Source organism: Rhodococcus sp. IEGM 1330 (assembly GCF_033142445.1).
Lineage (GTDB): Bacteria > Actinomycetota > Actinomycetes > Mycobacteriales > Mycobacteriaceae > Rhodococcoides.
The window spans coordinates 138,226-154,251 of the sequence record NZ_JAWLSB010000010.1 but is presented as its reverse complement, the minus strand read 5'-3'; the positions used below and the strand labels follow the sequence as shown (position 1 = coordinate 154,251).

Genomic DNA, 16,026 nt, shown 5'->3' with positions numbered 1-16,026 from the left:
GCAGTACAACGGTCGACACCACGCAAATGTTCCACTCAGACCCGCAGACGCGGCAGTCCCCATTCCTTGCCGAGCAACTCGTACGAGCGCAGCCGGTCCGCGTGCTCGTGAGTCACCGAGGTGAGCACCAGTTCGTCGGCTTCGGTGGCCTCCTGCAGCGCGTCGAGTTTCTCCGCGACCGTCGCCGCAGACCCGACGACCTGGGTGTCCACTCGATCCGCGACGAGCTCGTATTGCTCGCCGGTCAGCGGTGCGGTGTTCTTCGGATCCGGGTACTCGATCGCGCCATGACCGCTGCGAATGCTGTGTACCCACTGCGGGAACGATGCTGCCAGGTCTCGGGCCTGCGAATCCGATTCTGCAACAATCACATCGGCCGACACCGCCACGTACGGCTCGGACAGCCGAACCGATGGCACGAAAGCACGGCGATACTCGTCGATCGCCTCGAGGGTCGTCCCCGGGCTGAAGTGATAGCTCGCCGCGAACGGCAGACCGCGGGCACCGGCCTCACGTGCAGTCGGCCCGGCGCTGCTGCCGAACAGCCACAGCGCCACGTCGGCCCCGACACCCGGCCGTGCCGTCAGAGCAACCCCGTCGCGCTCGTAGCTACCGGCAAGCAACGCAGCGAGGTCGTCGAGTTGCTCGTGGAAATCCGGGGCCTGAGCGTGGGGTTGCTGCAACGCAGCCACAGACGCGGCCAGCAGCGGCGTCTTCCGCGGGGCCGCCGCGGCGGGGGCGACCGGGAACAGTCCACCCGGCTCCGAGGACACGGCGCGTTCGGGCGCAGACTCACGAATATCTGCCAGAGCTTCTGTGCGCCGCTGCCCGGACCTTCCCACCCCGAGATCGATGCGTCCCGGATACAGGGCGTCGACTGTTCCGAAGGATTCGACGACGGCAGCAGCTGTAGTGAAACCCAGCTGGACCGCAGCCGATCCGACACGAATCCGGTTGGTGGCAGCAGCAATCAATCCGATCAACACAGCGGGTGAAGAACTGGCCGCGGCCACGAAGTGGTGCTCGGCCACCCAATAGCGCTCGTAACCCCATTCCTCGGTCTGGCGTGCCAGGTCCACTGTGTTTCGCAGCGCTTGCTGGACCGTCGACCCTTCACTGATCGGAGCCAGGTCGAGAACCGACAACGGAACGCGCGTCATCGGGGGTTCTTCTCCCCGGCCTCGACTGCGACGGTCAGTCTGTTCTCGGCAGGCGCGACCGGGCACGTTGCGTAGTCGGTGAACGCACACGGAAGGTTCGACGCCCGATTGAAATCGAGAACGACGGAACCGCTCTCGGGTGCCGCTATCGAGAGGATCCGCGCTGCCGGATAGGTGGTCACCCCGCTCGTGGCATCGGTGAACAGGACCTTCAGACCATTGCCGCTGCCGCCGAACGCAATCAGCTGCTGCGCGGTGCCGGCCAACTCGAAGTCGAGAGTGCCCACCGCCGTGTGATGGTGTTCGAGTCCTTCCACCACTGCCCCAGTGGTCACGGTGACCGGCGAGTCGTACGGCGTGAACGTCCCTGTGGCAACGACCTTCTCGCTCGGCTCGTAGGTCGGGATACCGCTGTAGGACTGCAGGGTCTGTGCTTTAGGGTCGTGCACCCGCAGCGCGACAGAACCGGTCCGCCGGATCACCTCGATACGCCGATCTCCATCCTCGACCAGGATGCCGGGTGCGCCCTCCACCGGATTCAGCGCCGTCACGCCGTCGAACCCCTCGACAGTCACCGAATCGGCGTCGGCCTTCCAACGGCCGGGAAGGTCCGCGACGGTCTCGAATTCATCGGTCAGCCAATACAAACCGGTCAATGACACCCAACCCAGCGGATCACCGTAGGACGCCTCTCGGTCGGCATGCCATTGCTTCCAGTCCTGCTCGAAATCGCTCATGATGCTCGCACTCCTTCACGCTGTTCGTACGGGTGCCGCAGACCGAGATGGTCGCGCAAGGTGGTTCCGGCGTATTCGGTGCGGAAGCTGCCGCGGTCCTGAAGTTCCGGAATCACCTTGTCGACAAATTCATCGAGGCCGGCTGGGGTGATGTGCGGGACGAGGATGAAGCCGTCGCTCGCGTTGTTCTGCACGTAGCTGTCGATTTCCTCGGCCACTCGCGCTGGGGTTCCGACGAACTGCTGCCGCGTCGTCATCGCGATGATCAGTTCACGAATGCTCAGGTTGCCTGCTTCGGCGCGCTCGCGGTACTGCTGGGCAATGGTTCTGGGGTCGCCGTGTCGCGCACGGCCACGGGTGATGGATACGTCGCCGCTGGGTTCGATATCGGGCAGCGGACCGTCCGGGTCGTACGCGGACAGGTCCTGTCCCCACACCTGTTCGAGGAACGAAATAGCCGTTTTACCGCTGACCTGCTGATGCCGGATGTGGTCCGCCTTGTCGACCGCGTCCTGCGCAGAATCGCCTAGCACGAAGGTCGCCGCCGGCAGCACCTTCAGGTCGTCGTGCTCGCGGCCGTACTTGGCGAGCCGACCCTTGACGTCGGAGTAGAACTTCTGTCCGTCCTCGAGCGTGCCGTGGATGGTGAAGATGGCGTCGGCCTTCGCCGCACCGAACTCGCGGCCCTCGTCGGAATCGCCTGCCTGCAACAGAACTGGATGTCCCTGCGGACTACGCGGCAGTGTGAAGCGGCCCTCGACCTCGACCTGCGGCCCGGTATGCCTCACGGTTCGGATCTCGGACTCGCGGCCGAAGATTCCCCGCTCCCGATCGACGACGAAGGCGTCGGTCTGCCAGCTGTCCCAGAACTGGCGTGCCACATCGATGATCTCGTTCGCGCGCACGTACCTGTCCGCCCGATCCAGGTAGCCGCCCCGGCGGAAGTTCTCACCGGTGAACGCATCCGAGGACGTCACCATGTTCCATGCCGCCCTACCGTCGGACAGGTGGTCCAGCGACGAGAATTGTTCGGCGAGCTCGAACGGTTCGTTGAACGTCGTGTTGATCGTCCCGGCCAGTCCGAGCTTGGTCGTCACCGATGCAAGAGCGTTGAGGACGGTGAGCGTATCCGGTCGACCGACCACGTCGAGATCGTGGATCTTGTTGCGGTGCTCACGCAGTCGCAGTCCTTCGGCGAGGAAGAAGAAGTCGAACAGACCGCGCTCGGCCGATTCGGCGAGGTGTACGAACGAATCGAACTCGATCTGGCTCTTCGATTCCGGATCGGCCCAGACGGTGGTGTTGTTGACGCCGGGGAAATGGGCACCCAGGTGTATCTGCTTCTTCGTCACAGGCTCTTCCCTTCGAGTTCATAGCGATTGACAGGACGCGTCAGGCCGAGACGCTCGCGCAGAGTCGATCCGCTGCGAGTGTCCGTGGCCGGGAGAGCTGTTACTCCCGACGGCAACGCGAGCGGTACCAGGGTGACCCCGTCCAGGCCGGCCGCTTCGATCGAACCGAGCAGGAGATGCAAGCCTGCCAGGTCGCCGACATGCGACACGCTCTCAGCGGCTCTGACGTGACCCGCCCAGTTGTCGAGCTGAGCGAGTTCCTGAGCGGCAGAATCGGATACGATGGTCTCCACGTCCAACAGGACGAACACCTCGGCCGGGTCACGGCCTTCGGCAACGACGGCCCGTCGAATGCGGGCGGCGGTCGTCGCCGCGTCCTCGAACGTGTCGGCGACGATGCGGACGATGTCGGCACGCGCGGAGGCCACCGACACGGACTCCGCGGAGTCGACGCGAATCACGACGAGCGGCTGCCCCTGCGGAGATCTCGGAGTGATCGACGGACCCTTGACCGAGAAGTTCTCGCCCTCGAAGTCGATGTAGTGCAGCTTGTCTCGGTCGATGAACCGTCCCGACTCGACATCACGGATCTCCGCGTCGTCCTCCCAGCTGTCCCAGAGCCTGGTGACGACCTCGATTGCCTCGCTCGCTTCGCGCCACAGGCTGCCGTTGTCCTGCTCCGCTTTCCGACCGAACAGCGCTGCCTGCTCGGCACCCGGACTCACCTCGACCTGCCATCCGGCCCGTCCGTGGGAAGCGAAATCGAGGCTCGCGATCTGCTTCGAGATGTGGAACGGCTCGGTGTGCGTGACGGTGATCGTGGGCACCAGCCCGATCTTCTCGGTGAGCGCGGCTGCCCGTGCCGCGATAGCTGCGGCCTCGAGAGTCCGACTGGCGAACGAATCGCCCAGGAACGCGAGATCGATACCCGCTCGGTCTGCAGCCTGGAGCTGGTCGATCCAGAACCCTGCTGTGAAAACCTCTTCCGCGCGAGAATCGGGCCGACGCCAGGCCTGCGGATGTGCGCCGGTGCCTTTCAGCTCTATCGCGGTCAGGAACAGCTTGTCAGACACTGGTGCTCGCTTTCTCGTGCGCGCTTCCGGGAATGGCCCCGAGTAGCTCGCGGGTGTAGTCCTGCTGTGGATTGTCGAACAGTGCTGTGGTGTCGCCGTATTCCACGATGACGCCGGATTGCATGACGGCCACGGTGTCGCTGATCTGACGGACCACGGCCAGATCGTGCGAGATGAACAGGTAGCTCAGACCCAGCTCGGACTGCAAGTCGTCGAGCAGCGTCAGGATCTGTGCTTGCACCGACACATCCAGGGCCGAGACCGGCTCGTCGAGCACCACCAGTTCCGGTGCGAGAGCCAACGCTCGTGCGATGGCGACGCGCTGGCGCTGCCCGCCGGAGAGCTCGGCCGGCCGGCGGGCCAGGTAATCGCCGGTGAGCGCCACCTGATCGAGTAGCGTCCGGGCACGCTCGGAACGCTCACGCGAGGAACCGACCTTGAACGCGTCCAACGGTTCTCGCACGATCTCGCCGACCCGCAACTTCGGGTTCAGTGAGGCGTACGGGTTCTGATAGACGATCTGAACACGCCGCCGCAGTTCGCGCCTGGCCTTGCCACGCAGACCGGTGATGTCCACACCGTCGAACGTGACCGAACCCGACGACGCGGTCTCGAGACCGATCGCGATACGCGCCAACGTGGACTTGCCGGAACCGGATTCGCCGACGAGCGAAACGGTGCGCCCACGTTCGACGGTCAACGTGGCTCCCGTGACCGCATCGAGGTGTACACCGCGGCCTATGGTGAACCGCTTCGAGACGTCGCTGATCGTCAGGATCGGCTCGGCTGCCGTGGTGCGCGCGGGTCGTACGGTTGTGTTCAGAGACGGTGCCGCGGCCAACAGTCGACGTGTGTACGCGTGCGTCGGGTTCGCCAGTACCTCTGCGGTGGGACCGGTTTCGACGATCCGTCCTGCGCTCATGACGATGAGGCGATCGGCTCTATCCGCAGCCACGCCCAAGTCGTGGGTGATCAGCAGAACGGCGGCACCGGTCTCGGCGATCCTGGCGTCGAGATGGTCGAGAATGCGTCGCTGCACGGTGACGTCGAGGGCGCTGGTCGGCTCGTCGGCGATCACCAGTTCCGGGCGGCACGCGAGAGCGATTCCGATCAGTACGCGCTGACGCTGCCCACCGGACAGGTCCTGCGGATACTGACGCGCCCGAACTTCGGGGTTGTCCAGACCTGCTTCGGCGAGGATGCGAATTGCCTCGACCTTCGCAGAGCGGCGATCTGCGAGACCGTGCACCCGCAGCACCTCGGCAACTTGGTCGCCGACGCGAACCACCGGGTTCAGCGAGGTGGTCGGATCCTGCGGGACGAGCCCGATGTGACGGCCGCGCAGCCGGTTCAACGTCTTGTCCGAGGCGGTGTCGAGCCGTTCCCCGTCGAACGTCACCGATCCACCTACGACGCGCCCGGAACCCGAGAGCAGCCCGATGAGGGCGTGCGCAGTCGTCGACTTTCCGGAGCCCGATTCACCGACCACGGCCACCACTTCACCGCGGTCGACGGTGAACCCGATGCCGGCGACGGCAGTCGTCTCACCGTAATTCACGTGCAGATTCTCTACTTCGAGAATGGGACTCATTGTGATCGCCTCTCGAGAGCATGACCGAGGCGGTGCGCGGACACGACGACGGCCACGATCACCAATCCCGGCAGTGTGGTCATCCACCAGGCGGTGGCCAGAAAGTTGCGGCCCTCGGAGATCAGCGATCCCCACTCCGGGGTGGGCGGAGCAGCGCCGAAACCGAGGAAGCTCAGCGCCGATACTGCGAGAACTGCCATACCGAATTCGACAGCAGCGAGCGCGATCACGGGGCCGTACGAGTTTCTGAGGATGTGCCTGCGGAACACATCGAACCACCGCACACCCGAGGCGTAGGCCGCTTCGACGTACAGCGATCTGCGCACCCGCAGTACCTCCGAGCGCATCACTCGGGCGAAATTGGCGATCAGCGTGACGCCGACGGCAATAGCGACGTTCACGGTGCCGAAGCCCAGAGCGGTCACCAGCGCCAACGAGAGCAACAGAGTTGGAATCGACAGCAACACATCGACAATTCGCATCAACACCGCATCGACTATTCCGCCGACGGCCCCCGAAACCAGACCGATGATCGAGCCGACCACCAGGGCCATGCCGACTGCCAACAGCGTTGCCGTCAGCGACAATCCGGAACCGTGGACCACTCGGGTGAAAACGTCACGGCCGATGTTGTCGGTGCCGAACCAGTGCGACTCGCTCGGTGCCTGCAGTTTATCGGCCGGTGTACCGACCAGCGGGTCGCCGCTGGCGAAGACGGACGGGAACAGCGCGAACCCGAGAGCCAGCAACAGCACGACCACGGAGGCACCGAGCCAGATGTGCTTCAACACGTCTCGCGGACCCCGGCGCCGCGTGGGTGCCGGTGCTTCTTCGACTACCGGGGGAACTGCCGAATGGACGGCAGTCTCGCGAATCAGGATGTCAGACATGAGCTTTCTCCGGTTCTGCACTGGCCTGCACGGGCCGGTATTCGCGCACGATGCGCGGATCGATCAGCGGATAGAGCAGGTCGACTGCGAGATTGACCAGGACGAAGACCAGCGAGGTCAGAACGACGATGCCCTGCACCACCGGAATGTCCTGGGCCAGCACCGATGTCTGGGTCAGCCGTCCGACTCCGGCGCGCGAGAATACGGTCTCGACCACCACCGATCCGGCCAGCAGGGTGCCCACCAGAACCCCGGCAATCGTGAAGGCCGGGATGGACGACAGTCGCAGAACGTGTCGCGTCTGCACCCGAAGGCGTGAGACCCCCTTGGCGCGAGCCACATCCACGAATGGCTGCTTCCATGTGGTCGCCATACTGGTGGCGAGCACCTGAGCGATGACAGCACCGGTGGGCAATGCCAGCGTCACCGCAGGCAGCACCAACGACGCTGGCCCGGCGTCACCGAACGCCGGGAACCAGCGCAGTCGGAACGAGAACAGTTGCAGCAGAAGCAGACCCACCCAGAATGTCGGCACCGCCACCCCGAGCGGTGGGAGCGCGAGCAACAGGTTCTTCAGCCAGACGATCTGGGTGTACGTGGCGGCATAGGCCACCGCGGATCCGAACACGACGGCCAGCACCAGGGCTGTCGCCGCCAAGCCGAGGGTGCTGGGCACCGCGTCGAGAATGGCCGTCGTCACCGGTTGGCCGGTGGCAATGGACAGTCCGAAGTCACCTTGCACGGCCCCGACCAGCGAATGCCAGTACTGCACCAACACCGGCTGATCGAGACCGTAGCGAGCCTGCAGTTCAGCGATGGCCGCAGCATCCGCCGGAGTGCCCGAGCCGGCCGAGTCCACGGCAAGACTGACCGGGTCCGAGGGAAGGAGGAAGAGCACGATGAACGAGATGGTGAATGCAGCCCACAGCACTGCCAGTGCCTGCAGTACTCGCTGTCCGACGTAGCAGGTCATGGCTCTACTGCCCGCTCAGCCAGGTGTCGAAGAACTGCAGGCGAGCGGAGGCCTCGAACTTCAGATCCTGCACTGTCGACGCCGCGCCGACGGCCTGCGAGAGCTCGATCGTGGGAATCCACAATCCGTTGTCGAGCACCTGCTGCTGGGCGGTTGCGAGGATCTCGTTGCGCGCCGCAACGTCGGTGGTCGAGAGCTGGTCCGTCAACGATGCATCCAGATCCGGAATCGGGCCGCGCGCGTTCAGGTTCCGTCCGTCGACGGCAAACGAGGTACGAAGAATGTCACCGTCGGCGCGGGTGCTGTTGTAGTACGTGGAGTCGTAGTCCTTGGTACCTTGCCGTGCGGTCGCCTCCGAAGTGGACACCAGCTCGAGCTGTAGGTCGACGCCGACGGCGCGCAACTGCTGCTGGGTCAGCTCGAGGATCGCCTGGTTGCCGGCGAACACGGCCGAGTACATGACCTTGAAGCTCAGCTTCTGCCCGCCCTTTTCACGGACCCCATCGGCACCGGGAACCCAGCCCGCTGCATCGAGCTGCGATTTCGACTTCTCGGGATCGTAGGTGACATCGGCGAGTTCGACGTACCCCGGAGTGGCGCTGGCCAACGTGCTTGTCGCCGTGCGGAAGTCGGGTCCGAGGACGGTATCGACAAGTTCCTGACGGTTGATCGCCGGCACCAGGGCCGTCCGGACGGCGGGATCCTGTAGCGCACCACGAGTGACGTTGGGCTGAATGCCGAACGGAACGCCCGGGTTCGATGTCGTCAGGATCCGGCCACCGGTCGCCTCGATCTGTGGAGCATCCTGCGGTAGCGCGTCACTGACGGCGTCGAGCTGGTCGGAGGAAAGACTGCCGGTACGTACACCCGACTCGGGCACGATGGTGAACTCGATACGATCCAGGTACGCCTCGCCCTCATGGCCGAATACCGCAGAGCCCCAGTTGTATCCGATTCGCTTGGCCAAGGCGACGGAGCGGTCCTGCTGATAGTCCGCGTAGGTGAACGGTCCCGATCCGATGTTGGCGCCCAGGCACCGCGACTCGGCAGACTGCGCCGAGGTCGCGATGGATTGGATTCCGAGCTGAGGCGTCGAACTCGCCTGCAGGAACTGCGCATTCGGTGCCGCGAAGTCGATGCGGACCGTGAGCGGGTCGACCACCGTGGCACCTTCGTACCCGGTCAGGTAACTGGCGGCCAGAGGTGCCTTGGCTGCACCGAGAGTGCCGGTGATGGCGTCGAAATTCGCCTTGACGGCAGCGGCATCGAGTGCGGTGCCGTCACTGAACGTCACACCGTCTTTCAGCTGGAAGGTGAACGAGCTCGCGTCGGGACTTACTTCCCAGCTTTCGGCCAACCACGGCTCGACCTCGCCGGTTTCCGGGTTCTGATCGGTGAGCGAGTCGACCACTTGGCGGGTGACGTAGATCGTCTGATTGGTGCCGGATTGTGCCGGGTCGGAGCAGGTGGGAGCGCCGGACAGGCCGTAACGCAGGGTCCCTCCTGACTGCGGGGGTCCGGCGTCGGCGGCCGAGGTGGTGGCGCTACCTGCGCACCCGGCGAGCAGTGTGGCGGTGGCGGCGATTACTCCGGCCACCAAAAGTACAGGGCGAGTGGACACGTGGGTGTCTCCGGTATCTGGTCGATCGCATAGGAACTCCCTCGTCCGAGCCACGTGTGCCCAGGAAGGAGTTCGTGCAGATGATGAGGTGTGGTGTCGAAAAGTACGGGTGCCGAAATGTCAGCTAAGACAGGTCGAACCGTTCAGACGGCACAGATCGACATGAATCCGACGGCATCCGTCGACGAAGCCTGCAGCTACTCGGGTATTCATGTGCATTTCCTCCATCGGTCCCGGCGGTAGCACCCGCACCCGACGAGCGGGGGGTTGCTGCGACGTCATCGAGCCAGGTCTCTCGGTCGCTCTGGATGGTCCTACGGTTTCCGATACTACGAGAGGGTCGGGGCAGTTGCCAACCGGGGTAGGAATCGACTCACCGACGGAAGATCCGAAAAGTACGAACGGGACGACCCCCACCAGTCAGACGGCAACTGTCAGCTCAGAGCCTTCTCGACCGATCGGACCTGAATTGTACTGCTGCTCAGCCATTTTCGAAGACCAAAGTTTCACGCGCCCCATCCAGTATCCGATCGTTTCACCGGAGGCGAACTGATCCAGCACGTCCATGCACAGCCAGGTCGCGACTGAGAAATCTTGCTCCACACCGTCGAGCCCGATCAGTGCCAACTCGTCGCCCACGGCGATGAGAGCGCGATCGACACCGGAACTACCGCGCTCGAGCCATCCCAAAGCCCGCCGGAGATACTCCCAGTCGGCCGCAGGGACAGACTCGGTGGCCGATTGCCTACACAATTCCGCCGTCGCAACGAGCGCGTCCACAACCGGCGTCGACAGTGCACCGTCGAGTTCGACGAGCATGCCCCGATCGGAATCTATGAGGTCGGCCATGTAGCGCCAACGGGCCGGAAGGGCAACATCCTCCGGCCACAGGTCCGTCGTACCGAACTGAAGTCGAGTGATCAGTTCCTTCGGTGAACTGCACGAAGCGGCGAAACGAAATGCGTCGTTCATGTCGATCATCCCCACTGGGTCAACACAACATTGGATACCGGCTCGACACTCGAGTTCGGAGATACAGCAAGCAGTGGCTTTCGTCGCCGAATCAAGCAACACTGCTGTGGTCGTTACGTCCGCCTTGGGAGATATTGAACGCCGCCACCAGCATCTACGCGACTCGTCGTTGCTTGAAATCGATAACGTCACATTTGTCATCGATGTGTAATCCACCACATAGTGCGGTACTCCGACCCCGACTGGACCGTTTCGACAGCGGAGCACTAACGGGAACGCATGTTCGAATACTTGTCGGTGGGTCGCGATAGATTCTGTTCATGCTTTCGGGGGACGGCGGATCAGGGGTGGACGGCATCGAGACGGTGCCGCCCGCCCCTGACGTGTCCGATCCGCAGTTGTCGGCGTTGGTGGATCAGGTCGAGTCCGCGGTCGCCGAGTTGGCGGATCAGGCGTCGGTGTCGTGGACGAATGCCGACCGGCGTGCAGTGATCCAACGGATGGAAACGATGACCAGGTCTGTGACGGCGTACTCGTACACCTGGCTCAACGAACTGATCGCTCAACACGGTCTCGATGTGTACCCGGGGTCGGTGCCGTCCTCGGTGGCGTGGATGCTGCGGATCACCCCACGAACAGCAGGAGCACGAGTGCGCCTGGCCGGGGAGTTGGGTGATCGCACCGCGTTCTCCGGCGAAGTATTGCCCCCGCTGCTGCCGAGAACCGCGGACGCGTTGCGGGCGGGGTTGCTCGATGCCAAGCATGTGCAGATGATTCGGGAGTTCTTTCGCCATCTGCCGTCGAGTGTCGATCCGCAGACACGGGATCTCGCCGAAGAGCAATTGGTGGGCTACGCATCGACCCGACGACCCGACGACTTCGCGCCGCTGGTGGCGCATCTGGACTCGATCCTCAACCCCGACGGCGATCACGACGAAGACGAAGACGAGGACGGGAAGCCACCGAAGCCACCGAAGCCGCGGAAGCGACGGGATGCGTTCTTCTACCTCGGCGAGCAGGGTGCCGACGGTATGTCGGAAGGAAACTTCTGCGTCGACCCCGAACTACGGGCCTACCTCGAGGCCCTGTTCTCCAAAGCCGCGAAACCCGGAGTCAACAACCCGGCCGACCCGACATCGATCGTCCACGACGAAACCAGCAGCGACGACAACAGCGGGAGCGGCAGCGCCACTGCTCCCAAGTCCAAGCCCAAGCCCACTCCCCGCGATGCCGGATCCAGTGACGCAGGACTGTGGGATGGAACGGACCGCAACAGTGACGACGACTGCGATGACGACGACTGCGGTGACGGGACCGACTGTGGTTCCAGGACCGACTGTGGTTGCGGCACAGAGGCAAATGACTCCGACGACACTGCAGGCGCTACTGAACCCGGCGGGCACTCCGGATCCGATACCGGCGTCGACGACGACACCGTGGACAAGGCAGCTGTGCGGGACGCTGCTGCCGCTCGTGATCGACGAACCCAGCGCGAACGTCACCACGACGCCCTGAAACTAGCGCTTCGGCAGACACTCGCCTCCGGGACACTCGGCACCCACCGAGGCCTGCCCGTCACCGCGATCGTCACCATGACCCTGAAAGATCTCGAAGCCGGCAGCGGATACGCCATGACCGCCACCGGATCCCGCATCTCCATCCGCGACGCCATCCGCATGGCCTCCCACGCCCACCACTACCTCACGATCTTCGACGACCACGGCAGAACGTTGTACCTCGGCCGATCGAAACGGATAGCCTCCGCCGACCAACGGATCGTGCTCATCGCCCGAGACCGCGGCTGCAGCTTTCCCTCCTGCACCCGCCCAGCAACCTGGTGCCAAACCCACCACGTCACCGACTGGATCGACGGCGGCTACACCGACATCGACGCCCTCACCTTCGGCTGCGACATGCACCACGCACTCGTCGGCACCGGACCAGGCAAGTGGGCGACCACCAAAACCACAGCAGCCCATCGCTATCCGGGCCGCACCCTCTGGCATCCACCCACTGGAATGGACCCCAAGCGCCGTGGACTCATCAACCACGCACACCACCCAGAAGAAGTCCTCTACCCACCCGACCACCACGGGGATGTCAGAGACGAGGAACCACGACAACCCGCATGACGATGCGAATCAGTCGCAAGGCACAGCCCTGCCCGCCGCACGTGCGTCTCTGCCGGAATAGTCGTTGGCAGGGAGATGAACACAGACAGCGTTGCCCCCGCAGGTTCTGGCCGGTTCGGTCATCTCCATCCTCGAATCACACTGATTCGAAACGTTGTGCGCACTCGGGAATCCGGTGACGATCGGACGATGTCGAGGAACAGCACGATTGCCACAATCGAGCGCGGAATCTACCCTGCCGTCGAATCCTGGGACTGGCAGGTCGACGCACTGTGCCGCGGGCAGGACTCGGAGATCTTCTTCTCTCCGCACGGCGAAGCGCGCTCCGCTCGCCGTGAACGTGAGGACCGGGCGAAGCAGGTGTGCGCCGGGTGCACGGTGGTCGAGGCCTGCCGCCGATTCGCTCTGGCAGCGAACGAGCCGTTCGGAGTCTGGGGCGGAACGACGGCTCGGGAGCGGCAGATACTCAGAACCAACTCCCGACGTGTCGCCGAGCGACAGGCGAGTTAGTACCGGTAGTCGAGCCTGCGGCGCGACCGGGTAGTTCACAATGGAAGGGTGAGCGAAACCGAGAAGCCTCAGCAGTGGACGTATCTGATGGACATGGACGGCGTACTCGTCCACGAGGACCACTTGATTCCCGGTGCCGACACGTTCCTCGCCGAGTTGCAGGCCAACGAGATTCCGTTCATCGTGTTGACGAACAATTCCATTCGTACCCCGCGTGACCTGCGGGCCCGCTTGGCGTTCACCGGTCTGGACATTCCCGAGAAGTCGATCTGGACCTCCGCTCTCGCCACCGCGACGTTCCTGGGCAATCAGCGGCCCGGCGGTAGCGCCTATGTCGTCGGCGAGTCGGGTCTGACCACCGCCCTGCACGACATCGGCTACACGCTCACCGATTCGAGCCCGGATTACGTGGTGCTCGGCGAGACCCGCACGTACTCGTTCGAGGCCATCACCACCGCTATTCGTCTCGTCGAGAAGGGCTCGCGCTTCATCGCCACCAACCCCGACGCCACCGGACCGTCCCGTGAAGGCTCGCTTCCGGCGACCGGTTCGGTGGCCGCGCTCATCACCAAGGCCACCGGAAAGGAGCCGTACTACGTGGGCAAGCCCAACGCGCTGATGATGCGGTCGGCTCTGCGTGCGATCGGCGGCCACTCCGAGAACACACTGATGATCGGTGATCGGATGGACACCGACGTGCTCTCCGGTCTCGAAGCCGGGCTGCAGACCATCCTGGTTCTCACCGGCATCTCGACGGTCCAATCCGTCGAGCAGTACCCCTACCGACCGACCAAGGTCCTCGATTCCGTCGCAGACCTGGTAGGCCGCACTCAGAACCCGTTCTGATGACACTCGAATTCGTCCTTTCCCGCCAGGATCACCACGTCGTCGGGCTGGGCGTCCGGCACGCGTTTCCCGATATCGCCGACGCAATCGCGGCGGTGCGGGAGGGCCGAAACGTCGTCGGCGCAATGCCTTTCGATATGTCCGACGCCACCGCCCTGATCGAGCCGGAGGAGTTCTACCGACTCGAGGGGCCATGGGCGACCGCGGACGTTCTGCCGTCGCTACCGGCGGTCACCATCGCGCGGCAGATTCCCGACCCGGACGTTCACGTGCAGCGAGTGCGGGATGTCGTAGAGCAGTTGAAGGCCGGTGTGGCCGAGAAGATCGTGCTGGCGCGGGCCATCGAGGTGACCGCGGATTCGCCGATCGAACCTGCCTCGGTGTTGAGCGCGCTGGTCACACGTGATCCGATGGGCAACGGCTTTCTCGCGGACCTGTCGCCCGCTGGCATGGCCGGCACGCACATCGTCGGCGCCAGCCCGGAACTGTTGGTTCGCAAGCGCGGCAACATCGTCACCTGCCATCCGTTCGCGGGGACGGCGGCGCGTTCCACCGATCCCGCCGAAGAGGCACGCATCTCCGCGGCGTTGGCGGCGAGTGCGAAGGATCAGGCCGAGCACCGATTCGTCGTCGACGAGATCCGGGCTGCGTTGACGCCGTTCTGCGAGACGCTCGATGTGCCCGAGTCACCCCAGCTCAGCAGCACTCCGCAGCTGTGGCACCTGTCGACACCGATCGTCGGTGTGCTTGCCGACCCTGCGACCTCGGCGCTGGACCTAGCGCTGGCACTACATCCGACCGCTGCCGTCGCAGGCGTTCCCCGAGCCGCGGCCATGGCTGCGATCGCGGCCGTCGAGGGCTCCCGAGGCTTCTACGCCGGAGCCGTCGGATGGACCGACGGCAGCGGCGACGGCGAGTGGATGGTGTCCATTCGCTGCATCGAGCTCTCGGCGGATGGGTTGTCGGGTACCGCTACTGCCGGCGGCGGCATCGTCGCGGATTCCGACCCCGACGCCGAACTCGACGAAACGACGGCCAAGTTCCGCACCGTTCTCAGCGTCTTCGAGAACTGACGTAATTCCGGACACCGGTACCGATCGAATGTCGCGTTGAGATCACGGTGAATCGAACTGTGTACATCGTCGATCGACAATGGTCAGCTTGTTGAATTCCATACTGCACCGGTGCAATTCGTGCAGTGCTTCAACCAGCGAAAGGTACCGACATGTCGGTGGACACTCTTGTCGAGAACAAGACAGCTCTGCGTGCGATCAAGATCGGCGGCAATCTCGGCGCCCGCATCGAGGGAGTACGACTCGGTGGCGATCTGGATGCGAACACCGTCGAGTTCGTTCGGCGCGCTCTGCTCGCGCACAAGGTCATCTTCTTCAGCGGCCAGCACCACCTCGACGACGAAGGCCAGTACGCGTTCGCGGAACTACTCGGATCACCGACCACTCCGCACCCCACGGTCACTTCTCGCGGCACCAGAACGCTGTCCATCGACTCCGATTACGGCAAGGCCAACAGCTGGCACTCGGATGTGACCTTCGTCGACCGCATCCCGAAGGCCTCGATCCTGCGTGCGGTCAGCCTCCCGGAATACGGCGGGAACACCACGTGGGCGTCACAAACTGCCGCCTACGCGGAGCTGCCGGATTCGTTGAAGGCGTTGGTGGACAACCTGTGGGCCACCCACTCGAACACCTACGACTATGCGGCGACAGCGGCGGAGAAAATTCAGAACTCCAAGACCGAGGAATACCGGAAGGAATTCCAGTCCACCTACTTCGAGACCGAGCATCCGGTGGTGCGAGTACACCCCGAGACCGGTGAGAAGACCCTGGTTCTGGGCCACTTCGTGAGGAACTTCCTCGGGTTGTCGACCAAGGAGTCGCAAACGCTGTTCGATCTCCTACAGAATCGAGTGACCAAGCTGGAGAACACCGTTCGCTGGACATGGAGCCTCGGCGACGTCGCCATCTGGGACAACCGCGCCACCCAGCACTACGCCGTCGCAGATTGGGACGATCAGTACCGTCGCCTCGAACGCATCACCCTGGCGGGAGACGTGCCGGTACACCCCAATGGAGAGAAGAGCCGAGTGGTAGCCGGCGATGCCGCGCACTACTCCCTCATCGACAAGCCGGTGCCGGTGACACTCTGATC

Annotated in this window: 14 protein-coding genes and 1 riboswitch; of the genes, 5 read left to right on the top strand and 9 right to left on the bottom strand. The window is 64.0% G+C overall.

Annotated features, from left to right (window positions below; genetic code table 11):
• Nucleotides 1-35 precede the first annotated feature (35 nt).
• The 9 genes from R4P57_RS21780 to R4P57_RS21740 all read right to left on the bottom strand — a co-directional run bounded on the left by R4P57_RS21780 (nucleotide 36) and on the right by R4P57_RS21740 (nucleotide 10,570).
• Nucleotides 36-1,160, bottom strand: a complete 1,125-nt coding sequence (locus R4P57_RS21780; RefSeq protein WP_317804934.1) for an LLM class flavin-dependent oxidoreductase — start codon at nucleotides 1,158-1,160, stop codon at nucleotides 36-38.
• Nucleotides 1,157-1,897, bottom strand: a complete 741-nt coding sequence (locus tag R4P57_RS21775) for a DUF1684 domain-containing protein (RefSeq protein ID WP_317804933.1) — start codon at nucleotides 1,895-1,897, stop codon at nucleotides 1,157-1,159. Before R4P57_RS21775 ends, R4P57_RS21780 begins: the two co-directional genes overlap by 4 nt.
• Nucleotides 1,894-3,249, bottom strand: coding sequence for an NtaA/DmoA family FMN-dependent monooxygenase (locus R4P57_RS21770; RefSeq protein WP_317804932.1), 1,356 nt, complete (start codon nucleotides 3,247-3,249; stop codon nucleotides 1,894-1,896). Before R4P57_RS21770 ends, R4P57_RS21775 begins: the two co-directional genes overlap by 4 nt.
• Entirely contained in the window at nucleotides 3,246-4,322 is a 1,077-nt protein-coding gene (locus R4P57_RS21765) for an LLM class flavin-dependent oxidoreductase (protein ID WP_317804931.1), read from the bottom strand. The genes R4P57_RS21770 and R4P57_RS21765 overlap by 4 nt, the downstream gene beginning before the upstream one ends.
• On the bottom strand, nucleotides 4,315-5,913 hold the full coding sequence (locus R4P57_RS21760) for an ABC transporter ATP-binding protein (RefSeq protein ID WP_317804930.1): 1,599 nt from the start codon (nucleotides 5,911-5,913) through the stop codon (nucleotides 4,315-4,317). The genes R4P57_RS21765 and R4P57_RS21760 overlap by 8 nt, the downstream gene beginning before the upstream one ends.
• Nucleotides 5,910-6,803 (bottom strand): ABC transporter permease, encoded by an 894-nt coding sequence (locus tag R4P57_RS21755; protein ID WP_317804929.1) that lies wholly within the window; start codon nucleotides 6,801-6,803, stop codon nucleotides 5,910-5,912. Before R4P57_RS21755 ends, R4P57_RS21760 begins: the two co-directional genes overlap by 4 nt.
• Complete coding sequence (locus R4P57_RS21750) at nucleotides 6,796-7,776, bottom strand: ABC transporter permease (RefSeq protein ID WP_317804928.1); 981 nt, start codon at nucleotides 7,774-7,776, stop codon at nucleotides 6,796-6,798. The genes R4P57_RS21755 and R4P57_RS21750 overlap by 8 nt, the downstream gene beginning before the upstream one ends.
• Nucleotides 7,777-7,780: 4 nt before the next feature.
• Entirely contained in the window at nucleotides 7,781-9,397 is a 1,617-nt protein-coding gene (locus R4P57_RS21745) for an ABC transporter substrate-binding protein (protein WP_411742409.1), read from the bottom strand.
• A 221-nt stretch (nucleotides 9,398-9,618) separates the two neighbouring features.
• Nucleotides 9,619-9,712, bottom strand: a riboswitch (SAM riboswitch).
• 105 nt (nucleotides 9,713-9,817) lie between these two features.
• A complete protein-coding gene (locus R4P57_RS21740; protein WP_317804927.1) occupies nucleotides 9,818-10,570 on the bottom strand; it encodes a hypothetical protein in 753 nt (250 codons plus the stop codon).
• A gap of 119 nt (nucleotides 10,571-10,689) precedes the next feature.
• On the opposite strand from R4P57_RS21740, the gene R4P57_RS21735 reads away from it, so the two are divergent.
• From R4P57_RS21735 to R4P57_RS21715, 5 genes are all read left to right on the top strand, one after another.
• On the top strand, nucleotides 10,690-12,501 hold the full coding sequence (locus tag R4P57_RS21735; RefSeq protein ID WP_317804926.1) for an HNH endonuclease signature motif containing protein: 1,812 nt from the start codon (nucleotides 10,690-10,692) through the stop codon (nucleotides 12,499-12,501).
• 189 nt (nucleotides 12,502-12,690) lie between these two features.
• Nucleotides 12,691-13,011, top strand: a complete 321-nt coding sequence (locus R4P57_RS21730; protein WP_317804925.1) for a WhiB family transcriptional regulator — start codon at nucleotides 12,691-12,693, stop codon at nucleotides 13,009-13,011.
• Nucleotides 13,012-13,098: 87 nt separating this feature from the next.
• Nucleotides 13,099-13,857 carry an HAD-IIA family hydrolase gene (locus R4P57_RS21725; RefSeq protein ID WP_068053998.1) on the top strand — a complete coding sequence of 253 codons (759 nt, stop codon included), beginning with the start codon at nucleotides 13,099-13,101 and terminating at the stop codon, nucleotides 13,855-13,857.
• On the top strand, nucleotides 13,857-14,930 hold the full coding sequence (locus R4P57_RS21720; protein ID WP_317804924.1) for an isochorismate synthase: 1,074 nt from the start codon (nucleotides 13,857-13,859) through the stop codon (nucleotides 14,928-14,930). Before R4P57_RS21725 ends, R4P57_RS21720 begins: the two co-directional genes overlap by 1 nt.
• 152 nt (nucleotides 14,931-15,082) lie before the next feature.
• On the top strand, nucleotides 15,083-16,024 hold the full coding sequence (locus tag R4P57_RS21715) for a TauD/TfdA family dioxygenase (protein ID WP_317804922.1): 942 nt from the start codon (nucleotides 15,083-15,085) through the stop codon (nucleotides 16,022-16,024).
• The last annotated feature ends 2 nt before the right edge of the window (nucleotides 16,025-16,026 follow it).